21 protein-coding genes are annotated in these 25,267 nt (G+C 51.6%); 6 read left to right on the forward strand and 15 right to left on the reverse strand.

Annotated elements, in window-relative coordinates:
• Positions 1–7 precede the first annotated feature (7 nt).
• From ACR02O_RS17335 to ACR02O_RS17395, 13 genes are all read right to left on the reverse strand, one after another.
• Positions 8–934: a transketolase family protein gene (locus tag ACR02O_RS17335; RefSeq protein WP_458137932.1), complete on the reverse strand. Its 927-nt coding sequence runs from the start codon at positions 932–934 to the stop codon at positions 8–10.
• Entirely contained in the window at positions 931–1,752 is an 822-nt protein-coding gene (locus ACR02O_RS17340) for a transketolase (protein ID WP_458137933.1), read from the reverse strand. Before ACR02O_RS17340 ends, ACR02O_RS17335 begins: the two co-directional genes overlap by 4 nt.
• Positions 1,753–1,755: 3 nt before the next feature.
• Positions 1,756–2,742 carry a GDP-mannose 4,6-dehydratase gene (locus ACR02O_RS17345; protein WP_458137934.1) on the reverse strand — a complete coding sequence of 329 codons (987 nt, stop codon included), beginning with the start codon at positions 2,740–2,742 and terminating at the stop codon, positions 1,756–1,758.
• Between the two features lie 29 nt (positions 2,743–2,771).
• On the reverse strand, positions 2,772–3,344 hold the full coding sequence (locus tag ACR02O_RS17350; protein ID WP_458137935.1) for an SIS domain-containing protein: 573 nt from the start codon (positions 3,342–3,344) through the stop codon (positions 2,772–2,774).
• 121 nt (positions 3,345–3,465) lie between these two features.
• The gene (locus ACR02O_RS17355) at positions 3,466–4,407 is read right to left on the reverse strand and encodes an NAD-dependent epimerase/dehydratase family protein (protein WP_458137936.1); all 942 of its coding nucleotides are present in this window, start codon (positions 4,405–4,407) and stop codon (positions 3,466–3,468) included.
• Positions 4,408–4,440: 33 nt separating this feature from the next.
• Entirely contained in the window at positions 4,441–5,157 is a 717-nt protein-coding gene (locus ACR02O_RS17360) for an ABC transporter ATP-binding protein (protein WP_458137937.1), read from the reverse strand.
• Between the two features lie 2 nt (positions 5,158–5,159).
• Complete coding sequence (locus ACR02O_RS17365; RefSeq protein ID WP_458137938.1) at positions 5,160–5,957, reverse strand: ABC transporter permease; 798 nt, start codon at positions 5,955–5,957, stop codon at positions 5,160–5,162.
• 61 nt (positions 5,958–6,018) lie between these two features.
• Complete coding sequence (gene rfbC, locus ACR02O_RS17370) at positions 6,019–6,567, reverse strand: dTDP-4-dehydrorhamnose 3,5-epimerase (protein WP_494522082.1); 549 nt, start codon at positions 6,565–6,567, stop codon at positions 6,019–6,021.
• Positions 6,567–7,451 (reverse strand): glucose-1-phosphate thymidylyltransferase RfbA, encoded by an 885-nt coding sequence (rfbA, locus tag ACR02O_RS17375; protein ID WP_458137940.1) that lies wholly within the window; start codon positions 7,449–7,451, stop codon positions 6,567–6,569. Before rfbA ends, rfbC begins: the two co-directional genes overlap by 1 nt.
• Positions 7,452–7,453: 2 nt before the next feature.
• Positions 7,454–8,350 (reverse strand): dTDP-4-dehydrorhamnose reductase, encoded by an 897-nt coding sequence (gene rfbD / locus ACR02O_RS17380; protein WP_033155246.1) that lies wholly within the window; start codon positions 8,348–8,350, stop codon positions 7,454–7,456.
• 24 nt (positions 8,351–8,374) lie between these two features.
• Entirely contained in the window at positions 8,375–9,445 is a 1,071-nt protein-coding gene (gene rfbB, locus ACR02O_RS17385) for a dTDP-glucose 4,6-dehydratase (protein WP_033155745.1), read from the reverse strand.
• Between the two features lie 110 nt (positions 9,446–9,555).
• Positions 9,556–10,239, reverse strand: coding sequence for a sensor histidine kinase (locus ACR02O_RS17390; protein ID WP_033155247.1), 684 nt, complete (start codon positions 10,237–10,239; stop codon positions 9,556–9,558).
• A 4-nt stretch (positions 10,240–10,243) separates the two neighbouring features.
• Complete coding sequence (locus tag ACR02O_RS17395) at positions 10,244–11,872, reverse strand: tetratricopeptide repeat protein (protein ID WP_445368649.1); 1,629 nt, start codon at positions 11,870–11,872, stop codon at positions 10,244–10,246.
• A gap of 126 nt (positions 11,873–11,998) precedes the next feature.
• Here ACR02O_RS17395 and htpG point away from each other — a divergent pair, with 126 nt between their 5' ends.
• From htpG to recN, 4 genes are all read left to right on the forward strand, one after another.
• Entirely contained in the window at positions 11,999–13,936 is a 1,938-nt protein-coding gene (gene htpG / locus ACR02O_RS17400) for a molecular chaperone HtpG (protein WP_494522083.1), read from the forward strand.
• A gap of 130 nt (positions 13,937–14,066) precedes the next feature.
• Positions 14,067–14,867 (forward strand): abortive infection family protein, encoded by an 801-nt coding sequence (locus ACR02O_RS17405; protein ID WP_033155250.1) that lies wholly within the window; start codon positions 14,067–14,069, stop codon positions 14,865–14,867.
• A gap of 788 nt (positions 14,868–15,655) precedes the next feature.
• Positions 15,656–16,537, forward strand: a complete 882-nt coding sequence (locus tag ACR02O_RS17410; RefSeq protein ID WP_494522084.1) for an NAD(+) kinase — start codon at positions 15,656–15,658, stop codon at positions 16,535–16,537.
• A gap of 4 nt (positions 16,538–16,541) precedes the next feature.
• Entirely contained in the window at positions 16,542–18,224 is a 1,683-nt protein-coding gene (gene recN / locus ACR02O_RS17415) for a DNA repair protein RecN (protein ID WP_494522085.1), read from the forward strand.
• 7 nt (positions 18,225–18,231) lie between these two features.
• Here the strand turns inward: recN and ACR02O_RS17420 are convergent, their stop codons facing one another.
• Together ACR02O_RS17420 and ACR02O_RS17425 are read right to left on the reverse strand one after the other, a co-directional pair.
• Positions 18,232–19,143 (reverse strand): DMT family transporter, encoded by a 912-nt coding sequence (locus ACR02O_RS17420; protein ID WP_458137945.1) that lies wholly within the window; start codon positions 19,141–19,143, stop codon positions 18,232–18,234.
• A gap of 207 nt (positions 19,144–19,350) precedes the next feature.
• Positions 19,351–20,958: a methyl-accepting chemotaxis protein gene (locus tag ACR02O_RS17425; RefSeq protein ID WP_458137946.1), complete on the reverse strand. Its 1,608-nt coding sequence runs from the start codon at positions 20,956–20,958 to the stop codon at positions 19,351–19,353.
• Between the two features lie 323 nt (positions 20,959–21,281).
• On the opposite strand from ACR02O_RS17425, the gene ACR02O_RS17430 reads away from it, so the two are divergent.
• A complete protein-coding gene (locus tag ACR02O_RS17430) occupies positions 21,282–23,795 on the forward strand; it encodes a DUF2339 domain-containing protein (protein WP_494522086.1) in 2,514 nt (837 codons plus the stop codon).
• Between the two features lie 2 nt (positions 23,796–23,797).
• Positions 23,798–25,180 (forward strand): hypothetical protein, encoded by a 1,383-nt coding sequence (locus tag ACR02O_RS17435; RefSeq protein ID WP_494522087.1) that lies wholly within the window; start codon positions 23,798–23,800, stop codon positions 25,178–25,180.
• Positions 25,181–25,267 lie beyond the last annotated feature (87 nt).

Here is a 25,267-nt window from a genome sequence, read left to right on the forward strand (position 1 = left end):
GCCCACCTCAACCAGCAGCTAACGCAAGCTTTACTTTGCTGGCGATGTTTTCAGCAGTCAGCCCGTATTTTGCGCGCGCATACTCCTGAGTTCCCACTTCGTGCATGAACTCGTCGTCGGTACCGAAACCCAATAACCTAGGCTTAACGCCATTTTGCGCCGCAAGCCATTCCGCGATGCTGCCGCCGAGGCCGCCAATTTTGCTATGTTCTTCCACCACCGCCAGCAGCGAAAATTTGCCCGACACCTCCGCCAACATGACCAAATCAAGCGGTTTGACGGTATGGCAACTTTCCACTCGCGCCGAAACGCCTTCCTGCTCAAGTAACTGCGCGGCTTTAAGTACTTCAGGCATGATCGTGCCCGTGCCAATCAAACAAACATCAGCACCGCCCTTAACCGTGATCGAGTGTCCGATTGCGAAAGAGTCGTCAGGCTTGGGAATGATCTCTTCGCCCTTCTTACCTATCCTGATATATACCGGGCCGTCCAATTTCAGGGCCGCGCGCATGCATTGCCGCAATTCGACCTCATCGGCGGGCGCCAATACCGTGATGTTCGGTAACACACGCAAGATCGCCAAATCCTCGCAGGAATGGTGGGTTGGCCCCAATTCCGCATACGATAGTCCGGAACCGGTTCCAACAATGATGACCGGTACGTTGTGATAGCAAGCATCCACCCTGATTTGTTCAAAGCAACGGGTAGTGGTAAACGGAGTGATGGTATAGACGATGGGGCGTAGACCGGATAACGCCATACCCGCGGCCACGCCCATCATATTGGCTTCGGCGATCCCGCAATTGATAAAACGCCCTTCGTTGGCGCTTTTAAATTTATCGAACAATTTATTGCCGATATCGCCGGACAACAACACGACGCGCGAGTCCGCTTGACCTAATTTAGTTGCCTCATCGGCAAATGCGTTTCTCATGCCGCCACCCCCAATTCTCGCTTGGCCGCGATCACTTCTTCCGCATTCGGTATCCGGTAATGCCAGTTGTTATCATCCTCCATGAACGACACACCCTTGCCTTTTACGGTATGGGCAATCACCGCTACCGGCTTGCCGGAAGTATTCGGCTTCGCGAGCACATCCAGTATTTGTTCCATATCATGCCCGTCGATATCGCAAGCATCCCACCCGAATGCCCGCCATTTTTCAGCAAACGGCGCCAATGCCAGCACCGATTCGCTACGGTCGGTAGCCTGCCATTTGTTGAAATCGACGAACACCATTAAATTCTCCACTTTCTGGGCAGCAGCCAACATCGCCGCTTCCCATACCGATCCCTCGTTGCACTCGCCGTCACCCAGCAGCGCGTAAACTTTGTACGTTTGCCGCTGAATTCTGGCGGAAAGGGCCATGCCCAAACCGATGGGCAGACCGTGCCCCAGGGAACCCGTTGCCGCTTCGATACCCACCAGATGATCGGGCGTGGGCGGATGTTCGGCAAAAATACCGCCGTCTTCCCCGTAAGCATCCAGCCAGGACTCCGGGAAAAACCCTTTCATGGCCAATACCTGAAATAAAGCCGGCGCACCGTGCCCTTTGCTTAAAATAAATCTATCCCTGTTCGGAGCCGCAGGCGCTCGCGGGTCAATTTTCAGGGCCGAAAAATACAAGCCGACCAAGATATCAACGGTAGATAAACAGGACCCCAAATGCGGCGTGCCGGTCTTGTGAGAGTTTTCGATGATGCGTGCGCGCAAAACGCTGGCCAAGCCCTTGAGTTCGGAGATGTCGACCATGGCTCAGGCCTTATGAATGTAATCGTAGGGTTGGTTTTTCAGGACGTCGAAGTTTTGCCGTACCCAAGCAATACATTCGTCCAAGCCCTGCTCCAAACCGATTTCGTCTTGCCAGCCGAGTTCGGCGCGTAATTTACTGCTGTCGAGGTGGTAAGCGGCGTCCTTACCCAATCGCTCTCCCACTACCTCGACGTGCTCGTCAAAAGGCACACCCAATTTTTCGCAAATCCGCAACACCAGGTCGTGGATCGAGATTACGTTGTCGGTAGAGATGTGATAGGTGCTGCCGTTAATTCCGTTCAACATGATTTTCCAAGTCGCATCGGAGACGTCTTGCATATGGATGAACGAACGCGTGGATACACCGCCGCCGTGCAATTGTAATTTGCGGCCCAACAAGATGAACAAGATAGTCCGCGGAATGATCCGATAAAGTTGCTGCCCCGGCCCATATACATTGGCAGCCCGGGTGGTGACAACCGGAAATTGATAAGCCGCATGGAAGGAACGTAAACTCATGTCGGCGGCGGCTCTCGAAACCGCATACGGCGTACTGGGATTGAACGGAAAGTCTTCCTGCACGAATCCGGAACAACTTCCGTAGACTTCCGGGGTGGAAACATGCACATAGCGCTGCAGAAAATCGCATTTGCGCAATTCGTCGTGCAATTTGACGGTGGAAACCGCATTGGTCATAAACCAATCCGCTGGATCCCGCCAACTTTCCGCGACCATACTCTGCGCCGCGAAATTCACCACATAGGCGGGTTGCTCGGCCTGAATCAGCGCAATAATCTCAGCCAAGTGCAGATTAAGATCCAACTGATGAAATTGAAAATTCGAATGATCGTACCATTTATACGGCAGTAACGCGTCTACCGGTTCAGCTGAGCGACTGGTCCCGATCACCCTAACGCCCTGCTTTAACGCGTAATCGACAAAGGTGGCGCCGGAAAATGAATTACTGCCGATAACAAAGATAGTCTGCATGTGTATGTCTCTTAAATGGTGCTTGCGATTCAAACGCTAGGTCTTTTGGTGTACAACCACTGCATCAGCATATGCCCGACGATCAGCTGCATATCTTCCGCAATCTGCATGTCATCGATAGGAAAATGAATTGACACGTCGGCCAGATCCTTACATTTTCCACCGCTATAACCCAGAATTGCATAGGTTTTGACGTCCATGGTCTTGGCTTGTTCGATGGCTTTAACGATATTAGGCGAGTTACCGCTCCCGGACAACGCCACCAGCACATCACCGGCTTGCGCAAAAACGGCAAGCTGTTCGGAGTATATGCTGTCGTAGCCGACATCATTGGCAAAACAGGTCATGACCGACTGATTGGCTGACAACGCCGTGGCTTTGATGCCGCCGCCGGTCTTTTTTGCCACGCCATAGACAAAATCGTTTGCCATATGCACAGCGTTCCCCGCACTACCACCGTTACCGCAGAAAAACACCTGACGGCCCGACTGCCAGCACTTTTCCATCGCCTCCGCCAGAGACGAAACACCACTCCAATCGGCAGACGAAAGCACGGACTGAAGGCGAGCACTATATTGAAGGCAAGAATCTTGAGGACTCATATTTTATTGGTTTTTTGCGCACAGCCAATCCAGGCCCAATACTCATCTAAACCCCTAGATCAGTAAGCATAAACATAAGAAATTGACTTTGCTTGATTAGATTTATTATCAAAAACGCTCGTTATTGGGCGAGAACGGTTTGCTGCATCCATTTAAGGTTGTAGCAACGGTCTTCATCCTTCAACTCCCCGGCTTTGTACTTCACGATAATTTCACGCACGGCGTCGTCGACCGTTTTCTTGGGTTTGAAACCGGTGGCCAGGAGTTTATCGGAATTAACCCGATAAGAACGAGGATCGTTGGATTCTGTGACGATAATCTCGACCGGGATATATTGGGTCACCAGATTTGCGATTTCCAGGATCGTAATATTTTCGAAGCCAGCGTTATAAATACCGGTAAATTGCGGATGCGCCAGAAAATGCAAATATACATCGGTAATATCGTCCATGTGTATATTCGGGCGCGCCTGATTGCCTCCGAAAACCGTAATTTTACCTTTTGATAGGGACTGCATGGTCAACATATTGACCGCCACATCCAATCTCATGCGCGGCGACAGGCCGCAAACAGTAGCTGGACGGACGATTTGCACTGCCATATCGTCTTGGTAGCTTAGCAAAACTCTCTCGGCAACCATCTTGGTTTTGTTGTATTCCGAAATGGGTTTAAGCTCAAGATCTTCGGTAACTTGATCTTCTTCCTTGACGCCATAAACGCTACCCGAAGAGGCATAGATAAACTGTTTTACGCCTTTGCGCTTGGCTTTGTCCGCCAATTGCATTGTTGCCAGGGCGCTGACCTCCCAAGTCAATTGCGGATTCAAATCGCCACACGGATCGTTGGCGATAGAGGACAAATGAATAATCGCGTCGACGCCATCCAGGTTGATGGTTTCAATATCCCTCACATCTCCTTGGATGACCGTTAAACTCGGATGCGGCTGCAAATGGTTTCCGAACCACATGGTATCGAAAGCAACTACATCATGTCCGGCGGCCAATAGTTTTGGAACCAACACAGTACCTTTATAGCCGCAAGCCCCTGTTACAAAAACCCTCATTATTTCATTCCTCTCATGTGATTGTTCAAATTTTCAAGACTCTTCAAAACTAACGATTTTACCATGTTCCAACTTTATAACTTTGTTGCATTGTTCTTTAATTAACGCATGATCATGTGATGCAATAACTACAATTCTTGCATTTTTCACCAATCCATTCATTCGTTCTTGAGCCTTACCAATGAATTCCGCATCGCCTACGCTCAACCATTCATCCATGAGAATAATATCGGCATCTACGCAGGTAGAAATCGCAAACGCTAGCCTCATGGACATACCACTTGAATAGGTTCTCATCGGAAGATGCAAATAATCACCAATACCCGAAAATTCGGCAATATCTTCGACAATTTGATCAAGTTGTTTTGCACGCAATCCCATTACACGACCGCGCATGTATACATTTTCCAACCCGGACGCATCCATATCCATACCAAGGGTAATACTCAACATGGAAGTCACTCGGCCATTCACCTTCAATTCGCCACTAACCGGCTCATAGATACCAGCTAAAACTCTAAGTAGCGTTGATTTCCCTGAGCCGTTGTGACCTATCAGACCTACTCTATCACCTTCCTTAAAGTCAAAATTAATATTATCCAACGCCCGAACTACAACTCGTTCGCCCGCATCCTTGGCAAACAATCCACCAGTAGCAGCATTCATCACTACTTTTTTAAATGATCGATTGCCCGTACTTCCGTAAATAGGAAAATCCACTACTACATTTTTCGCGTGTATCAAGGACATTATTACAACCAATACGCAATACGTGAGCGATAACGAGTAAACACCAATAGCGCCACGCCCCCCCCCCCGAATATCAGCGATGTTGATACGACCCATGAAAGCGAATCAATGTTTCCACCTAACAAGGGAGCCCGGATCAATTCAATGAAATGATATAGTGGATTTGCATCCGCAGCAAAATGATTCGAGCCTAGCATATCTACTTTCCATATTATCGGTGAGATAAAAAACAATACTTGCATTATATTGGCGATAATCTGGGGAATATCTCGAAATCTCGCACTAAGGATACTCAAAAGCAACCCAATCCAAAAAAGATTTCCAAATAACAAGAAAAAACCTAACGGTATTAAAAAAAAAGCTTTTAAATTTTGAGGTGGATACAAAAACAGCACAACTAAGATAATCACAACATTATGCAAAAAATACAACAAATTTTTTGCCAGCACCCTTAGCAGGTGCACTGTTAAAGGCATCTTGATCTGCTTAATATACCCCTCGGCACTGATAAAAGCCATACAAGACTCGTTAATATATCCAGAAATAAGACCCCAAATAATCATACTAACTGACAAATGTTGAATGTAGGGACCAATATCCTGCTTAAGAAGCGCCCCATAGAGGGGGCCCATGGCTAAAACCATAATACCAGTACTAATTGTAATCCAAAATGGCCCAATGGCCGAGCGTCTATAGCGCTGCTTGATATCCTGCCATGCCAAGTAAAACCAAATATGATATTGGGATAACCCCATAAAAATATCATCTACCGCTAAAGAAAGTCTTCTGAAAAACAACATTTAATATAATGAAAATTGTGTAATTTTTAGTAAAGAGATATACGAAGAAGCTTTCTATAATTCAAGTAAATACTGCCGCCTCTCCCAAAGTATGACCTTGCCTATCTTTTGCAGATAAAACCGGATCATCTGTAAGAAGCCAATTTACATTAAGCTTTTTGTCGTCCCAAGCAATGCACTGCTCATATTCCGGCGCGTAATAATCAGTAGCTTTATATAGAAATTCTGCTGTCTCCGATAGGGTCAGAAAGCCATGCGCAAATCCTTCTGGTATCCACAATTGCCGCTTGTTTTCCGCCGTTAATATTTCGCCGACCCATTGCCCGAACGTCGGTGAGTTTTTACGAATATCAACAGCCACATCAAAGACTTCGCCTTGCACCACCCTCACCAACTTGCCTTGCGCCTTAGGCGGCAATTGGTAATGTAATCCGCGCAACACTCCTTTTTGAGATTTGGAGTGGTTGTCCTGAACAAAATTGACACTTAATCCTATCAGCTCCTGAAAAATTTTTTGGTTGAAGCTTTCAAAGAAAAAACCACGTTCGTCACCGAATACTTTTGGTGAAAATAAAACGACATCGGGTATAGCAAGTCTAGTTGCTTGCATTAAAACACCTGCTTATTCAATAGGCCCAGTAAATACTGGCCGTAGCCATTTTTCGCCAATGGTTTGGCCAATTTTTCGATTTGCTCATCGCCAACCCAGCCGCCACGCCAGGCAATTTCCTCCGGACAGGCGATTTTCAAACCCTGCCGGGTTTCGATGGTTTCGATGAAATTGCTGGCCTCGATCAAACTGGCATGAGTACCCGTATCCAACCAGGCATAGCCGCGACCCATGATTTCGACGCTAAGCTGATTTAGGTCCAGATACATTTTATTGACGTCAGTAATCTCCAACTCGCCGCGCGGCGACGGCTGCAAATTGGCGGCTATATCGACGACTTGATTGTCGTAAAAGTACAAACCGGTGACTGCATAATTACTTTTTGGCTGCGTCGGTTTTTCCTCTAGTGAAGTTGCCCGGCCTTGAGGATCAAAGCTGACGACACCGTAGCGCTCCGGGTCATTGACATGATAGGCAAAAACCGTTGCCCCTGAGGATTGATCAGTCGCGCGTTTCAATTGAACGTGTAAATCGTGGCCGTAAAAAATGTTGTCACCCAATACCAATGCACTGGGTTGCGAGCCGACAAAATCCCTGCCGATGATAAAAGCTTGCGCCAGTCCGTCCGGGCTGGGTTGTACGGCATATTGCAGATTAATCCCCCAATCGCTACCATCACCCAGCAAATGCTGAAACAAAGGGGTGTCTTGCGGCGTGGAAATGATCAAAATATCGCGAATTCCGGCCAGCATTAGCGTGCTGAGCGGGTAATAAATCATCGGCTTGTCGTAAATCGGCAGCAGTTGTTTGGAAACCGCTTTCGTTACCGGATACAGCCGGGTGCCGGATCCTCCGGCCAGGATGATGCCTTTGCGCTGGTTCATAGTCACTTTCCGTACAGTTCAGACAACATTCGCTCGACACCCTTTTGCCAAGCCGGCAGTTGTAAATCAAACACGCTTTGCAACTTTTCGGTGTTCATACGTGAGTTTAATGGCCGCTGCGCCGGCGTTTGGTAAACGCTGGTGGGAATTGCCGTAACCGATTGTTTGTCGGTTTTCAGCGCCAGTCCGGCTTGACGGGCATAGTCAAGCACCAAATGTGCGTAGTCGTACCAACTGGTTTCGCCGCTAGCGGTTAGATGATAAACACCAGCCACTTCAGGTGTTTTCAAGGCATGACGAATGGCGTGGGCACTCACATCCGCCAGCAATTCGGCGCCGGTTGGCGTACCGATTTGATCGTTAATCACCGATAGCTGTTGCCGTTCTTGCGCCAGGCGCAGCATAGTTTTGGCAAAGTTATTACCTCTGGCTGCATAAACCCAACTGGTCCGAAAAATCAAATGCCGGCAATCGCTGGCCTGAATGGCTCGTTCCCCAGCCAATTTGCTTTGCCCATAGACATTCAACGGCCCAACCTGATCATCTTCCCGCCAGGGTTTATCACCGCTGCCGTCGAATACGTAATCCGTCGAATAGTGCAGCAACCACGCATCGATACGTTTGGCTTCTGCCGCCAAAACTCCCGGCACCACCGCATTGATCGTATTCGCCAAGTCGCTTTCCGACTCGGCCTTATCCACTGCGGTATAGGCAGCAGCATTGACGATGACATCGGGACGCAGCGCGCGAACCGTTTCGGCAATCCCGTTGGGGTTGCTTAAATCGCCGCAATAATGTTGGTCGAATCTGTCAAGCGCAAGCAATTCGCCCAAAGGCGCCAAACTGCGTTGCAACTCCCAACCCAGCTGGCCATTTTTACCGAACAATAAAACTTTCATTCACTCAACCATGCAAAGCATTGATCACGCAGTGCGCCCTGCATAGTTTTTATCGAGCCAGGACTGGTAGTCACCGGACAACACATTGCTAACCCAGGCTTGGTTATCCAAATACCACTGCACGGTTTTGCGAATGCCGGTCTCAAAGGTTTCCGCCGGTTTCCAGCCTAGCTCCCGTTCCAGCTTGCCGGCATCGATGGCATAACGTCTGTCGTGCCCAGGCCGGTCGGTGACATAGGTAATCTGTTCGGCATAGGATTTGCCGTCGCTACGCGGCTGCAGCTCATCCAGAATACTGCATAGCGTGTTGACTACATCCAGATTGGCTTTTTCGTTCCAACCGCCGACGTTATAAACCTCGCCAAGCTTGCCGGCTTCCAGCACCCGGCGAATCGCGCTGCAATGATCCTTCACAAACAGCCAATCGCGTATCTGTTGACCGTCGCCGTATATCGGCAAAGCTTTGCCGGACAAGGCGTTCTGAATGCACAGCGGGATGAGTTTTTCCGGGAAATGATAAGGACCGTAATTGTTGGAGCAATTGGTAGTCAATACAGGCAAACCGTAAGTATGGTGATAAGCACGCACCAAATGATCGCTGGCGGCTTTACTGGCTGAATAAGGACTATTGGGTTGATACTGGTGGGTTTCAGCGAACGGCGCATCGGTCTTTTCCAAAGAACCGTACACCTCGTCGGTAGACACGTGCAGTAAACGAAAAGCCTGCTTGGCCGGCTGTTCCAAGTTGTTCCAGTATTGCCGTACCGCTTCCAACAAACGGAAACTGCCGACGATATTGGTTTGAATAAAATCTTCCGGTCCGTGGATGGAACGATCAACATGTGATTCGGCAGCAAAATTGATCACGGCCCGAATCCGGTACTTTTGCAGTAAACTCAGCAGCAAATCGTAATCCGCAATGTCACCTTGAACAAATACATGCCTGTCATCGTCATGTAGAGAAGCCAAATTCTGTAAGTTACCCGCATAGGTCAATTTATCCAAATTGACGAGCAATTCGTCGCTTTGCGCCAACCAATCCAATACAAAATTGCTGCCGATAAACCCGGCCCCACCGGTGACTAAAATACTCATTTTTAAAGTTTTCTTATTTTTTCTAACCGTCTGCCCGACGAAAAACGCTATTATTACCGGGGCCATTGTACCTTAGTACCATCCTTCAGTGTCTAATGATTCTGCAATCCTTAAGGCAAAAAAAGTTTAAACCTCGCCCCACCCAAACGACTTTCGTTGTCGATCCGCACAAATCCGTTTTTCCCGGCATTTTTGTGCAGGCCGGCCATTACCGACACAAAATACAAACCCAGGCCGGTATTTCCCGACACCCAGTCCAATTCGGCAGTATCGTTTAAGTCCGCGGTTAAAAAATGAGGCGGATAACCCGCACCGTCGTCTTCGATGGCGATGGTTAGATAGCCGTCCTTCTCAGTCACGGCAATCAATACGGTTTTGTGGGTATAGCGCAACGCATTATTCAAGACAGCTGCCAGCGCATTGCTGATGATGGCGTTATCGCAGTAGCACATCTCGTCATCGCCACAATCCACTTGTAGATCAATGTTGTGCAATCCAGCCAAGCGCGCCTGTTGATGAATCGCTTCATCGAGAATATCGATTACCGGGCATTCTTCAATATGCAAACTAAATTTTTGCGAATCGACCTTATACATCACCAGCAATTGCATCAGACTGTGATTAATACGAGCCGCTTCGAATTCCAACTGATTTAATTCGGCAGACGGGCCGTCTTGTTTGGCAGCAGTTTGCCTAACCAGCTCCAGCAAGGTACCCAGTGAGTTTTTTATATCGTGAACGGTTGACGCGAGAATAGTCGGAAACAAATCGTTGTTTTTAGGATGGGTTTGCATGGTTTTAAGCCTTGACCGCTTGAGACTGCCGCAATTTCGCATACTCCATTTGTAATATCCCCAGCTTATGTGGATCAACGCCAATTTGCTTGGCTTTAATAAATAAAGCTCTGATGCGCTGATTTTTTTCTTCGCAAAACTCATTAACCTTCAAATCATGAATCATGATCTTCAACATATTCACGATGATGGTTTTATTATCCGGCATAGTCAGAATGGCCTGTTCGAACAAATCCAATGCTTCGGAAAACTTACCCTGTTTATAAAGCGCCACCCCTTTGTTGTTAGTCGCAATCAAAGCCTGCTTGGTTTTTTGAATCAGAATTTCCGAGTGATTATCCATGCCAATGCCGCTTTGCATGCGGCGTAAATCGTTCAAAAATTGTTCGTCGTCGATATGTGCATGAATCAGATCGTAAAGTATTTCTTCGGCTTTATCGTGTTCATCGCTGAGGAAGCAGGTTTTCACTACCTCCAACTGCAAGTCCCTGGGCGCTTTATTACCCAAGCGGCTGCATATATCCACCGCTTTTAGCAACGCTTTCTGCGACAACTCGTCGTTACCCAGCGTTTTATACACATCCGCCTCCACAGTCGAGGCGCGTAATTCCGCCTCGGGATGATTGGCATATTCTTTGCGCATTTCCTCCAGCGTTTTTAATGCCTCGTCCGCGGCATTGGTTTTGGCATAAAGCTTGGCCAATCCGGCAAAATCACTGCAGGAACGATGCACGGAATGCTTGCCCAGCTTCACCACCGACTTATAGGCCTTCTCGGCGGTTTCCAGATTGCCGTTCCGGTCCGCCGCTTCGGCCAGTTTTTTTTGCCTGAGTATCGATTGCGGCGACAATTGCAAAGCCTGCTGCAACACACTTTCGACGTCGCTGTACTGATCCAATGCTTCGTAGGCCTTGCCCAGCCAGTCGTAACACTCCATCAACATCGGATTATCAGCCACCAGGCTCTGAAAACCGGCAATCGCTTGTTCGATGTTATTGTTTTGAAAATCGATCACGCCCAAACCTAAGCGCGCCCAAGGCAGTTCTCTATGCTCCAGAACTTCATGATATATCTGCCTGGCCTTATCGAAATCGCCGGCGGAAATCGCCAGCTCGGCTCGCATTTTCAGCAAATGCAAATGCATTTTCTTGTCCCCGGACAGCAATAGTGCATCGCACAACTGAATGGCTTTAGACAAATCGCCAGCGGCCAACGCCTTGTCGACACTGGCCATAAATTCCTTGCGGGCAAAATTACGTGTCAGCCGACTCATTAGTTGCTGCGCGTTGAAGGGCTTGGTCAGATATTCATCGGGCTTGCTGTCCATAACCCCCAACACGGCACTGGTCGTCTGCTCGGCGCTGATCAATACAAACACGCAGCGATAATCGATTAAATTCCGGTGTCTGGCTTCCTCCAGCACCTGCTGCCCGTTCTTACCCACACCCAGGTTGTAATCGCACAACACAATATCGAAACTGCTTTTGTTCATGGCATTGATCGCGGCTATGCCATTATCCGCTTCGACAACAGTGACGGCTTGCAAGCTATAAAGCATGTCGCGCATCGCTTTCCGAAACACGGGATTGTCCTCGACAATCAGGATACTTTTGCCGGCTAAACTAAAACTCATGGCAGAAAGGCTAATAAAACGCTCAAGAAATCGGCTCCATAAAATCCACGTAGCGGGCGGACTTGAAAAATAAAATTATCATCCCCAACTCGCCCGAGTCCACTTTACAACCAAATGAGTATAGACATGACTGTTGAAGCAAACAAACAAACCCTTGGTTTTCAAACCGAAGTAAAACATTTGCTGCACTTGATGATCCACTCCTTGTATAGCAACAAGGAAATCTTTTTGCGCGAGCTGATCTCCAACGGTTCCGACGCCGCCGACAAATTGCGCTTCGAAGCCCTGGCCAACGACAGCCTGTACGAAGGCGACAGCGAACTGAAAATCCGCGTCGATTTCGACGAAGCCAAAAAGACCATCACCATTACCGATAACGGCATCGGTATGACCCGCGAAGAAGTGCAGGACCACATCGGCACCATCGCCAAATCCGGCACCAAAGCCTTCTTCGAAAGGCTGACCGGCGACCAAGCCAAAGATAGTGAACTGATCGGCCAATTCGGCGTGGGTTTTTATTCGTCGTTCATCGTCGCCGACAAAGTCACCTTAACCACCCGCAAAGCCGGCGCGCCAGCCAGCGAAGGCGTGCGCTGGGAATCCGACGGTCTGGGCGAATACAGCATCGAATCGGTCGACAAAGCCGGCCGCGGCACCGAAATCGTCTTGCATTTAAAAGAAGGCGAAGACGAATTTTTAAGCGCCTGGAAACTGCGTTCGATCATCAAAAAATACTCCGACCACATCTCCCTGCCGATCATCATGAGCAAGGAAATTCCGGCCGAGAAAGACGACGAAGGCAATGAGACCGCACCGGCTCGCGTCGAAGACGAAACCGTCAACAGCGCCTCGGCACTATGGACCAAGTCTAAAGACGACATCACCGAAGAACAGTACAACGAGTTCTACAAACACGTCGGCCACGACTTCCAAGACCCATTGGCTCACGTCCACAGCAAGGTGGAAGGCACCAACGAATACACCTTGTTACTTTACGTACCGGGCCGCGCGCCGTTCGATTTGTGGGACCGCGACGCCAAACACGGCGTCAAGCTGTACATCAAGAAAGTCTTCATCACCGACGACGCCGAGCAATTGATGCCGCGCTATCTGCGCTTCATCCGCGGCGTGATCGACACCGACAGCTTGCCGCTGAACGTCTCGCGGGAAATCCTGCAACAAAGCAAGCAGATCAGCACCATCAAGGGCGGCGCCGTTAAAAAGGTGTTGGGATTGCTGGAAGACCTGGCCGAAAACGACGCCGAGAAATACCAAAAATTCTGGGAACAATTCGGTAACGTCATCAAAGAAGGCCCGATTGAAGACCACAAAAACAAGGACCGCGTTGCCGGCCTGTTGCGCTTCTCATCGACCCACACCGACGACAAAACCCAGAACGTGTCGCTGGCCGACTACGTCAGCCGGATGAAGGAAGGTCAGGAGAAAATCTACTTCATCACCGCCGACAGCTTCGCCGCCGCCAAAAGCAGCCCGCACCTGGAAGTGTTCCGTAAAAAAGGCATTGAAGTGCTATTGCTGACCGACCGTATCGACGAATGGCTGGTCTCCAGCCTGACCGAATTCGACGGCAAGCACATGCAATCCATTGCCAAAGGCGAGCTGGATCTGGACAAATTCGATACCGAAGAAGAGAAAAAACACCAGGAAGAAGTCAGCAAGGACTTCGAATCGGTGGTTAAACAACTCAAAGAGGTCCTGACCGACAAAGTCAGCGAAGTCAAAATCAGCCACCGGTTGACCGACTCCCCGGCTTGCCTGGTCACCGGCGCTTACGACATGAGCCTGCACATGGAGCGGATCATGAAGGAAGCCGGCCAAGCCGGCGGCATGTTCGGCATGGGCGGCAACAGCAAGCCGATCTTCGAAATCAACCCGGACCACGCCATCGTCCAAGCCCTGAAAAACGAGCAGGACGACGCGCGGTTCGCCGACATCAGCCATATATTGTTCGACCAGGCCATCCTCAGCGAAGGCGGCCAGTTGGACGACCCGGCCGCGTTTGTGCATAAGTTGAATGGGTTGTTGCAGGGGTTGTTGAAATAAGCTGTTTTGTATTGGAAAAGGCCGGGAAACCGGCCTTTTTTGTGGTTGTCGCGCTAAAGTGGTCAGTATATCCGTTAACTTTTGCCGACAGACAGATCCTTTTAATTGCTTATAGTCGTCTGAACCTTCCATGTCTAACAGCATTCCCAACTCAGTCATTGGCGCCGTGTCATCAGTCATCGCGGCGCACTATTACAGCCATTCGAAATTGAACGCCCTGTTCTTAGAATGCGGTGCACCCGGTGATGCACCAGAAGGCAACTGCGAGACCAAGTGCACAGCTTGGCTTAAAAGATGCAACAATGATCCAGCTATAGATGCACTCTCCGTGCTAGGACAGGTAATTCAGAGGTTCATGGACCTAGAACCCTCGGATTTGCAGCCGAACATCGCCGAAGGCCAGAACCGCATTCGGGAGAGCCTTTCAAAGAATCAACTTACCTATCAGATCAACGGCTATGTGACTTTAGCCGGAGCGTGCATCACTGCAAAGACTCTATCCGACTACCTAAAGCAAGGTGACTTTGCGTCTATTGAGGCAGAATTTGCGCGCGCGATCACTCAGCTTGAGCGAGATCCTCAAGCTGCAATAACCGCTGCAAGCTCAATCGTGGAAGCGCTCTGTAAAACGTACATTGACACCTTTGCACTCGATATGCCTACCGTCCAATCTATTTCACCGCTCTGGAAGACCGTTCAGACTCATTTGGGGTTGAACATTGACCCAACTCTGAGAGACGATCAGAAGAAGATTCTTCAAGGCGTAGCTTCAATAATAGATGGCGTCGGCGCCTATCGAACGCACATTGGTTCAGCACATGGGCGCGGGGTCGCGCCGCCCAAGATTAAAGTAGCCGAGGCACGCTTGGCAGTTAACGCAGCACATACTGTCGTCACATTCGTAATGGAACGCTGGCACGCAGGCGCATAACCCCTTGAGCGGGACGGGTTTTCCTCGTTCCCACGCGCCGCGTGGTAATGCAGGGCTTGGCCGCGCTGCGGCACAAATTCACCGCAGCGCGGTACATCTGAGTTCCCACGTGACACGTGGGAACTAGCAAGTAGTAAGTAGCCTCGATGCAATCGAGGATTCGAAGGCCAATCCCCTACCGTTTGTCGACGTTGCCCTGATGATCTGATGGCCAATTTTCCCAATTTCCGTCGTGGGCTTGATAACCGGATGGTCGTCGCCCTCGATTCCGCTGGCGCTCCATCGAGGCTACACTTGACTCGTGTCAAATTGATTTTCCTCGTTCCCACGCGCCGCGTGGTAATGCAGGCTTGGCCGCGCTGCGGCACAAATACACCGCGGCGCGGTACATCTGAGTTCCCACGTGACACGTGGGAACTAGAGCAATTTAGCCTACTTAACGATAAATTCCGGAGTGGAGTCTCTCCCGTATGCCGCGCCGAGCACCGGAGCTTTCGGCGGGATCAGCCCGAAGGGGTGCGGCAGGGATGCCGCACGTTGACGAAGGGGCAGTAAGCCCCTTTCGTCAACCCCCGGCGAAAGCTTCGGCGTGCAGGATCAAAGCGGCATCCGGGTGGCCTTTTCTTTGGACACTTTCTTTTGGCCAAACAAAAGAAAGTGTCGCGGTTGTCGGTCCGCGAACCGACATTAAATCAATCCGTCGCGCCAGCGACATAAATCACACAAGGCTACCGAATAAAAACACAATCCCCTATAATCGAACTTACTCAAAATTAACCACCCCAACCATGCCAAGCCCCTTCCAGCGTATCGGTATCATCGGCAAATGCGGCGATCCCGGTATTGCCGTGACGCTGAACGAACTTTTCCGTTACCTAAAAACCCGTGGTCACGACATTGTCGTAGACAGCCAAAGCGCGGAGTTAATAGCCGGTGAAAATATAAATGGCGTGCATATCGAGCGCCTGCCGGAATTGTGCGACTTGATTATCGCCGTGGGCGGCGACGGCACATTTCTGGCCGCGGCCCGCGCCGCCGCTGATTTTGAAACGCCACTGCTGGGCGTTAACCTCGGCAGGCTGGGTTTTTTAGTGGATATTTCGCCGGAGCAGTTGTCCAGCCGCCTGGATAAAATTTTGGCGGGGGAGTTCAAGAGCGAGCAGCGCCAGTTGCTCAGCACCCATATCATCCGCGATCACGAAATCATCCACCAGCAAACGGCCGTCAATGAGGTGGTGGTACACCGCTGGGTGACGCCGAGCATGATCGAGATTGTCACCAGCATCGACGGCGTGTATCTGAATACCCAGCGCTCGGACGGCCTGATCGTCGCCACGCCGACCGGCTCTACCGCTTACTCGCTATCGGCGGGCGGCCCGATTCTGCATCCCGCTTTGAACGCGCTGGTGTTGGTGCCGTTGAACCCGCATACCTTGTCTAATCGGCCCATCGTCATCGACGACAACGTGGTCATCGAGATCCGTTTCAGCCAGACCAAACAGATCAATGCCCTAGTAACTTGCGACCACATGGAGATTCCGGACGTGCGGATCAACGACAAAATCGTCATCAAAAAAGCCGCCAAACCGATTAAAATTTTGCATCCTGCGGATCACGATTTTTTCCATACCCTAAGAAGCAAACTCAACTGGAGCGGCTACCCCGCCTAAGGCTATGCTGTTAAACCTGAATATTATCGACCTAGCCGTCGTCGACGCGCTGGACCTTGATCTGGATCCCGGCATGTCGGTGCTAACCGGCGAAACCGGCGCCGGCAAATCGATTTTGCTGACCGCCTTGGGCCTGGCCTTGGGCGACCGCGCCGATTCTGGGTACGTGCGGCCGGGCAGCAAACGCGCCGAAGTGAATATCGAATTCGATTTAGGCAAGGCGCCGCTGGTCAAGCAATGGCTGATCGATAACGAATTGGACGATGAAGGCCAGTGCATGATTCGCCGCACCATCAGCGACGACGGCCGTTCCAAGGCTTACATCAACAACCGGCCGGTCAATCTGCAAACCCTGCAAGGCCTGAGTCGGCAATTGGTGGAAATCCACGGCCAACACGCCCATTTGACCTTGCTGGACAGCGAGGAACAACGCCGGCTACTGGACGGCTTCGCCGGCAATCGAGCCTTGCTGGACGATCTGAATTCCTGTTACCAAAACTGGAAGCAAGCACATAAGCAACTGCAGCAATTGTTAAAAGCCGGCAGCGACCAAGCCGAGCGCGAGGAATTGCTACGTTATCAACTGGAAGAATTGCAGCAATTGGATTTGGAAAATTTCGATTACCAAGCCCTCGCAGACGAACATCACAAGTTGGCCAACCTTGGCAAAATCCTCGGTGTCGGCCAACAGCAACTGGATATTTTGTACGACAACGATCAGCAATCGGTGGCCGACATGCTGGGCCATGTGATTCATGCCATCAACGAACTGGCCCAATATGCCGGCGAGTTGAACGGTGTTGCCGAGTTATTGAGCGATGCGGAAATCCAGATCGGCGAAGCCACCCAGCAATTGCGCCGTTTCCTGGAAAACCAGGAGGCCGATCCGCAACAACTGACTTGGCTGGAAAACCAGATCGGCGTGATTCAATCGCTGAGCCGCAAGCATAAAATCCAGCCGGAAGAATTGCCGGAATTGGCCGCGCGCTTTGCCACAGAACTGGATAACCTCAGCCACAGCAGCGAACGTATCGAAAGCCTGAATGCCGATTGCGAGCGGCTATTAAGCCAGTACCGCAAATTGGCCGGAGAATTGTCCACCAGCCGCCGCCAAGCCGGCACGGAGTTGCAGCAACGCATTTCCGACGCCATCAAGGAACTGGGCATGCCGCACGGCGAGTTCCTCGTCAATCTCCGCACGCCGGAAGACGCAGAACCGCAACGCAACGGCGTCGACAGCATCGAGTTTTTAGTGAGCACCAACCCCGGTTTGCCGGCCAAGCCGCTGGCAAAAGTGGCGTCCGGCGGCGAATTGTCGCGGATTAGTTTGGCGATCCAGGTCACCACCAGCACCGACAAGACTACGCCGACGATGATCTTCGATGAAGTCGATTCCGGCATCGGCGGAGGCATCGCTGAGATCGTCGGCCAAAAGCTCCGGCGTTTGAGCAAGAACCGGCAGGTCTTATGCGTCACCCACTTGCCGCAAGTTGCCTCGCAAGCGCATCAGCATTTATTCGTCGCGAAGAATCAAAAAGCGGCGGTAACATCGTCCACGGTTCGCCGCCTCAGCGAAGACGAACGAGTCAACGAAGTGGCCCGCATGCTGGGCGGCGTAACGATTACCGAAAACACCTTGGCGCATGCGCGGGAGATGCTGGTATCGGGCGGCTTGGCGTCCGATTAACGGCCCCTCACTTCCACGACAAACTCAATACTCCAACCATCACCAACGCCGCCCCGCCTATCTGCGCGGGCGTCAATTCTTCACCCAACACATAACTGGCCATAAACAAGGTTGCCACCGGCCCCAGCGAGCCGATCAACGAGGTGTGACTGGAACCTATCATCTTGATCGCTGCCGACAGCATGAACACTGGCAGCACCGTCGAGAAAATCGCCATCAGCAAGCTCAATTGATATACCCGCATCGGCAGCAGCAAAGCCTGCGGCGGATGGGTGAGTAAAAATTGCGTCAGCGTCGCCGCGCAAGCCACCAGCATCGCGTAAGCGGTAAAGCGTGAAGCACCGATGCGGGCCACCGTTTCGCCGGTGCCGATCAGATAAGCCGAGTAAGTCAAGGTGCTAGCAAACACGAAGCCGGCTCCCAGCAACAGATGTTCAGACTGAATATTGATTTCGTCGAAAAACACCACGCCGATGCCGGCGTAACTGAGCACCAGCGCCACGACTTCCTTGCGGCCAAACGGTTTGCCCAACAGCAACGCCGACAGCACGACGACCATGGTCGGATACAGGAACAGAATCAAGCGCTCCAGCCCGGCGGAGATATATTGCAAGCCGATAAAATCAAACAAACTGGACAGGTAATAACCCAGAAAGCCCAATATCAACAGGGCCAGATAATCTCGCCGGTTTAATGGCCTAAGATCCTTTTGGCCGGCATGCCGCCAGGCGACAATCAAAAAAAACGGCGAGGAAAACAGCATGCGTAAGGCCAATAGCGTCACTGCATCCACCGGCTGGTAATACGCCAGTTTGACCAAAATGGCTTTGCCGGAAAAACCGATAGCCGCCAGGGTGGCCAGGGCAAAGCCGAATAATCGGTTGCGGTTGAATGCTGTGGTGGATTTAGTCGTTGCCATTGGGCCTCCTTAGTGATGCGGGCCTTAGGCGAGTGTCGAAGCAACTGCGGTAAGACCCGCGGTTGCTTGATTGTTTAGAAAAACGCAAACACCACGGCGGTAGGCAATGCCCACAGCCATGGGTGTCTGTTTTTTGTATCGATAGGATTACTCATGCACGAACTATATAAGCGGGCTGATGCCGCTGTCAATCTTAGCTGAACACGACTATCGCTTGAACTGACTCACCAACTCATTCAATTGCGCGGCCAATTTCACCAATTCGTTACTAGCGGCATTGGTTTGCGCGGCATCCTGCGCGGTGCGTTCGGTCAGTTGGCCGATATTGGCAATACTTTGCCCCACGTGCTGCGCAACGCGGCTTTGATTATCGGCCGCTTGCGACATCCGCGCGTTCAACTCGCGGATCTGCGTCACCCGTTCGGCAATCGCGCTTAGCCCCTGGTCGGCGCTTTGCACTTGTTCGCGGCGCTGCTCAGCGCTGTTTTTGGCATTGTTCATCACCGTGACCGCGTCTTTGGCTTCGCGTTGCAATTGATCGATGATGCTTTGAATTTCTTCGGTGGCCTTATGCGAACGTGTTGCCAAGGTACGGACTTCATCGGCCACCACCGCAAACCCGCGCCCCTGCTCGCCGGCTCTGGCGGCTTCGATGGCGGCATTCAAGGCCAACAAATTGGTTTGCTCCGCCAAGCCTTTGATTACATCCAACACCGCGCCGACACCGTTACTTTTTTGATCCAGGCGTTTGATCACTTCGGCGGCACGGTCGATTTCATTCACCAGCTCGTTGATGCCGTTGATGGCATTTTTAGTGGTCGCCGCGCCTTGCGCGGCTTCCTGGTCCGCTTCCACGGAGGCTTGCGCCGCGCCGGTCGCCCCGCCGCGCACGTCCTGCACAGAATTTTCGAGTTCGTGTATCGCTTGAATCACCGTCTCGGTTTCGCTACGTTGTTGCGTGGCCGCTTGTGAGGTTTGCCGGGCCACACCGGATATTTGGTTGGTTGCGGACGCCAATTGCTGGCTGACCGAAGACACCTGCCCCAAGCTACCGGCAAAATTCGCCAACATGGTATTAAACGACTCACTGACCTGGCCGATTTCGTCGCCGGAATCGATTTGCAACCTTTGGCGTAAATCCGACTGTCCGGCTATAGCGTTAACCGTGTCGCGCATAGTCACTAGTGGATTGACTACAATTTTGCGCATCAGCATGTTGACCAGCAACAGGCCGCCGGCGAACATCACCAAGGAAATGGCCGAAGCAATCACCAAATCGCGATTAATCTGCGCATCGAGATTCGCCAACGAAAAACTCACCCGTACTGCCCCCAACACTGTCCCCTCGCTCACCGTATGACAAGTCAGACAGTTGGTGCCGCGAAAATTGGCGCTAGCCTTGATCGGCTCCAACACGGTGATCAGGCGTCCGTTTTTGTCATTACCCGGTTGAATGATGCTTTCACCCGTCAGCGCGCGATCATCCAGATTATCAAGGGGTCTTTGCTCGGTTTTGCCTGGACCGTAAAAATCGGTAATCTGCTTACCGCGAATTAAGCGCACTTCCGTGACATTGCCATGCGACAGGGCTTTTTCGCGCAATACTTCACCCTGCGCCATCGCGTCGGTCAGCATTAGCGTATTCACGCCGTCGAAATAACTGTTGGCAATATCCCGAGCTTTATCGGTCGCCAGCGTTTGTATCATGTCTTTTTGCCTTTCCGCCATGAACAGTGTGCTGACAAACATCAGCAACAAAAATACACTGGCGATACTTAGCAATATTTTGGATTGGATTGTGGAGTTCTTGTTCATGAGATGAGCCAATGTATTGGAGTGTGTGGTGATACACCTTGGGTTGTCGGCAGCTTCCGGAAAATCTATATGTAATCTTAAGCTGACCCTTGTAATCCATGCATCAAGCATAGAACAAATCCCTACCACACGCGCTGGATATAGCAATCCGCCCAACAAGCGGTTATCCTGAATAGTGACGCCGCTCACGAATACGACTAGTTTCGCCACTTGACGCTTAACCCAGCACCTTGCCCGCGTCACGCAGAAGACCCGGCCGTAACCTGAAAAGCTTGCTTGATAACCCCAATAACCTGCCGTTTGCCCAGCCTTGGAGAGTTGCCGTGGACGATTTCTTCGGTTTTATCGCTTTTGTCCTGATTTTGGTGCCCATCGTAATAATCGCGATGTTGACCGTTCTAATGGGCCGCCAAAGACGTAACCAGGATGACCTTAATCAGGCCTTGCGCAAGATAGAAGCAGCGCTGCGCGAAGACCGCAAACTGCTGCGCGAGCTGGCAAAAGCGCAAGTAATGCCCACCAGCGAAACGCCGCAGCAACCCGCATTGTTCGAAGCGCAAACACCGGCAACGGCACAGGTGATATTCGATATTACCGACAGCCAACTGCCTGCGGAAAAAGAGCCACCGCCCCCCCCAACGACGCCGGTACCGATTGCAGAGCCAGTCCAGGAAAATCCCTGGAGTCAAAACACCTGGCAACCCGCCGAACCCAGCCGCTTCGAACTGGCGGCGCAGAAAATCCTCAAAGAAATCTGGAACTGGATCATCGTCGGCGAGGGCCATCGGCCGGAAGGCGTGGCGATGGAATATGCGGTAGCCAGCAACTGGTTGCTACGAATCGGTGTATTGATTCTGGTCACCGGCATCGGCTTTTTCCTGAAATATTCCATCGATAACGGCCTGCTCGGCGAACAAGCGCGGGTTGCCTTGTCGGTATTGGCCGGGGTCGCCATGATTATTGGCGGCGTGCGCTTGGTCGGCGGTACCTACCATCTGTTCAGCCAGGGTTTGCTGGGCGGCGGCATTGCAGTGTTGTATTTCAGCGTATTTGCCGCGCACAGTTTTTACCATCTGCTGGACGTTTACCCGACGTTTGCGTTGATGATTTTAGTCACCGCTTGCGCGGCGTTTTTGGCGATCAAGCTGGATTCGATGTTGGTCGCCATCTTTGCCATCATCGGCGGCTATTGCACGCCCATCATGCTGTCCACCGGCCAGGTGAACTTTCCCGGCTTGTTTAGTTACATGCTGCTGCTCGGCACTGGTATCTTGGCGATCAACTGGTACAAGCACTGGCATTTATTAAATTTCCTGAGCTTTTTCTTTAATTACCTGTTGTTCTTCGGCTCGATGCAGAATTATCAGGTCGAATATTTCTGGCAGGTTTTACCGTTCTTGAGCGGCTTTTTTGTGCTGTATTCCACCACGGTGTTTTTGTTCTGCTTGGTCAACCAAAGCAAATCGACCCTGCTGGATTTGATTGGCCTGATCGTCAACGCGGCCATCTTCTTCGGCACTGCTTATCACTTGATCGACGAGGCTTACGGGCAAATCTGGACTGCCTTGTTAACCGTCGCGCTGGCGGCGTTCTATGTCGGCCATGTCTACTACTGCCTGGCGCGGAAGGTCGCAGATAAAGAACTACTGATCAGCTTCATCGGCTTGGCGGCGTTCTTCGTGACCATCACCCTGCCCTTGCTGCTCTCCAATCAATGGATCACCGTCAGTTGGTCTTTGCAGGCCTTGGTGATGCTGTGGATGGCCGGCAAACTGCGCAGCGCGTTTTTACAACAAGTGGCGTATCTGCTTTACGCGCTGGTGCTGGTGCGTTTTTGTTTCATCGACTTGCCCGGCCAATACGGCATGCAAATGGATAGCCAACAATCGTTCGGCGCCTTCCTGTTGGGTTTACTGGAACGGGTAATCAGCTTCGGTATCCCCATCCTGTCGCTGGCCTTGGCCTATACCCTGATCGAAAAACCGGCGCCCGCCTCGCCACTGGCTTGCGATGCCGGCAACGATGTACCGCTATGGCTAAAAGACAATCTGCTGTTGCAAATCATCCTGCTGATCGGCGGCGGGCTGTTGTTTGTGGTGCTGCAACTGGAATTATTCCGCAGCTTTGCCTATCTGTATCCGCCCTTGCAATTGCCGGTGCTGACCCTGGTCTGGCTGGCCATGTGCTGGCTGTTGTTGAGCCGTTACATAGCCGGTACGGGCGATTGGCTGTTACAAGCACTCAGGCTGTTCCTGATCGGCGTGTTCCTGAAGATGCTGTTGTTCGATCTGCCGTCCTGGGATTTGACGCTGGGCCATATAAGCGTCGGCGACAGCGTCTGGACTTTGCGTTACGGCGGCGGCTATTCGTTTGAATTGGCCTTGATGCGCTTGCTGGATTTTGCAGCGACGATAGCCTTTTTACTGTTGGCCTTACGCCGCCTGACTGACCACGGAACCGACAGCGGCAATATCCGCCAGTGGCTGGGCGGTGCGGCGCTGGTCTTGTTATTTACCTTTTTAAGTCTGGAAATTAACTCGCTGTTGTATCACTATGTGCCGGGTTTGCGTTCCGGTGGCGTGTCGATCTTGTGGTCGATATTTGCGTTGACCTTGGTGTTCAACGGCATCAAGCGGCAAATTGCCGCATTGCGCCTGGTCGGTCTAGCGTTATTTGCCCTGGTAGCTTGGAAGGTGTTTTTCATCGACCTGGCCCGGCTGGAACAAATTTACCGGATCGTCGCCTTTATCGTGCTGGGCATGCTGGCGCTGGGCGGCGCGTTTTTTTACATGCGTTATCAACAAACTTTTATCGGCAATACCGAAAACAAAACATGATCATGATCGCCAAATTTGCAGTGTTATGCTGCCTGTTTTTGACTCAGGCTTGGGCCAACGAAACACCGGCTTACCGGTTCAGCCGGCCGGTGCTGGTCCAGGATAACGGGCAACAAAGCCTGCTGGCCGTGCCGCTGGACAGTGCGGTGTATGCCAACACCGCCGCCGATTTTCGCGACTTGCGCCTGGTCGATCAAAACGGCGTCGAAACCCCGTATTTGCTGCAAAAAATCGCCAGCCAGAAAACGGTCAGTAAGCGCGTAGCCAGCACCAGTAAAACCGTCGATTTGCAAAAATTCGGCGACGAGGACGAAGGCTTCGTCGTGACCGTGCAACTGGACAAAAAAGCCGCCAACGCTGATGGCCTGAGTCTGATCACCGACCAGCGCGACTTCGAATACGCCTTGCAAATTCACGGTTCCAACGACGGCGAGAATTGGCAACTGCTGGTCGAGCGCGCGCAGATTTACGACTATTCGCGCTATATGAATGTCGGTAACCGCGACGTCGAATTGCCCGCGAATAGCTTCCGCCAATTCAAAATCGTCGTCGCCAAAGCCAGCCAAACCCGGGTTGCCGAACTGTTGGAACTGACCCGCACCGTGCGCGGCAGCGAGGAAGTGCAACGCCAGGAAACCACGCAACAAATCAAGGAACCGCTGCATGTCGAGCGCATCGAGCTCTGGCATAACGCCAGCGAAACGGTTGCCGACGCCGATCAGCAATTTGATTACCCGGCCGGTTTTAAAATCAAACTCGATGCCGAGCAAAAAGCCACTATCATCGACGTCGACACGCTGCGGCAACCGCTGAACGGTTTGAAGCTGCAAATAATGACCCCAAACTTCAGCCGCCAGGCCGAAGTACAAATCCCGCTGACGCAAGGGCTGGAAACCCAAATGCGCACCATCGGCACCGGCACCTTGGAAGCCCTACATTATCAAGACATCAACCGCGAACAAACCACCATCGGCTTTCCGGAACAACGGCAAACGCGCTACCGCATTGTGATTCGTGACCAGGACAACCCGGAACTGCATATCAACACCGTCGCCGGCACCGGTCCCGGCTACCAATTGCTGTTCCTGCCGCAAACCGGCCTGGGCTACCAAATCAAATACGGCGCCGAAGCAGCTGAGGCGCCGCACTATGACACCGCACCGATCCAGGAGTTATTACGCCGCGGTTACCAGAGCAATCGAACCGGATTGGGGCCGGAAACCGAGGCAACAATCGGCGAACAACACTTCAATGTCGCTAAACTGCTGAACAGCTCGTGGTTTCTGGGCCTGGTCATCACCTTGATGGTGGTCGTGCTGGCGTGGAGTTTGTTTCGGGTCGGCAAGCGCGTTGCCAATCTGTCTGATTCGACTGAGCGGAAATGAAGTGCGCTGTGATACCCCAGCAAATAAAAAAATGGGCGGATAAGCCTAGCGTCATCCACCAATCAACATAAATTAAAGCAATGCCAC

The sequence above is a fragment of the Methylomonas sp. PHL2-19 genome (assembly GCF_059331595.1).

What these genes read in the sequence shown, in the direction of transcription:
- ACR02O_RS17335 (WP_458137932.1), bottom strand. Translation starts at nt 934, where the DNA reads ATGAGAAACGCATTTGCCGATGAGGCAACTAAATTAGGTCAAGCGGAC.
- ACR02O_RS17340 (WP_458137933.1), bottom strand. Translation starts at nt 1,752, where the DNA reads ATGGTCGACATCTCCGAACTCAAGGGCTTGGCCAGCGTTTTGCGCGCA.
- ACR02O_RS17345 (WP_458137934.1), bottom strand. Translation starts at nt 2,742, where the DNA reads ATGCAGACTATCTTTGTTATCGGCAGTAATTCATTTTCCGGCGCCACC.
- ACR02O_RS17350 (WP_458137935.1), bottom strand. Translation starts at nt 3,344, where the DNA reads ATGAGTCCTCAAGATTCTTGCCTTCAATATAGTGCTCGCCTTCAGTCC.
- ACR02O_RS17355 (WP_458137936.1), bottom strand. Translation starts at nt 4,407, where the DNA reads ATGAGGGTTTTTGTAACAGGGGCTTGCGGCTATAAAGGTACTGTGTTG.
- ACR02O_RS17360 (WP_458137937.1), bottom strand. Translation starts at nt 5,157, where the DNA reads ATGTCCTTGATACACGCGAAAAATGTAGTAGTGGATTTTCCTATTTAC.
- ACR02O_RS17365 (WP_458137938.1), bottom strand. Translation starts at nt 5,957, where the DNA reads ATGTTGTTTTTCAGAAGACTTTCTTTAGCGGTAGATGATATTTTTATG.
- rfbC (WP_494522082.1), bottom strand. Translation starts at nt 6,567, where the DNA reads ATGCAAGCAACTAGACTTGCTATACCCGATGTCGTTTTATTTTCACCA.
- rfbA (WP_458137940.1), bottom strand. Translation starts at nt 7,451, where the DNA reads ATGAACCAGCGCAAAGGCATCATCCTGGCCGGAGGATCCGGCACCCGG.
- rfbD (WP_033155246.1), bottom strand. Translation starts at nt 8,350, where the DNA reads ATGAAAGTTTTATTGTTCGGTAAAAATGGCCAGCTGGGTTGGGAGTTG.
- rfbB (WP_033155745.1), bottom strand. Translation starts at nt 9,445, where the DNA reads ATGAGTATTTTAGTCACCGGTGGGGCCGGGTTTATCGGCAGCAATTTT.
- ACR02O_RS17390 (WP_033155247.1), bottom strand. Translation starts at nt 10,239, where the DNA reads ATGCAAACCCATCCTAAAAACAACGATTTGTTTCCGACTATTCTCGCG.
- ACR02O_RS17395 (WP_445368649.1), bottom strand. Translation starts at nt 11,872, where the DNA reads ATGAGTTTTAGTTTAGCCGGCAAAAGTATCCTGATTGTCGAGGACAAT.
- htpG (WP_494522083.1), top strand. Translation starts at nt 11,999, where the DNA reads ATGACTGTTGAAGCAAACAAACAAACCCTTGGTTTTCAAACCGAAGTA.
- ACR02O_RS17405 (WP_033155250.1), top strand. Translation starts at nt 14,067, where the DNA reads ATGTCTAACAGCATTCCCAACTCAGTCATTGGCGCCGTGTCATCAGTC.
- ACR02O_RS17410 (WP_494522084.1), top strand. Translation starts at nt 15,656, where the DNA reads ATGCCAAGCCCCTTCCAGCGTATCGGTATCATCGGCAAATGCGGCGAT.
- recN (WP_494522085.1), top strand. Translation starts at nt 16,542, where the DNA reads ATGCTGTTAAACCTGAATATTATCGACCTAGCCGTCGTCGACGCGCTG.
- ACR02O_RS17420 (WP_458137945.1), bottom strand. Translation starts at nt 19,143, where the DNA reads ATGGCAACGACTAAATCCACCACAGCATTCAACCGCAACCGATTATTC.
- ACR02O_RS17425 (WP_458137946.1), bottom strand. Translation starts at nt 20,958, where the DNA reads ATGAACAAGAACTCCACAATCCAATCCAAAATATTGCTAAGTATCGCC.
- ACR02O_RS17435 (WP_494522087.1), top strand. Translation starts at nt 23,798, where the DNA reads ATGATCGCCAAATTTGCAGTGTTATGCTGCCTGTTTTTGACTCAGGCT.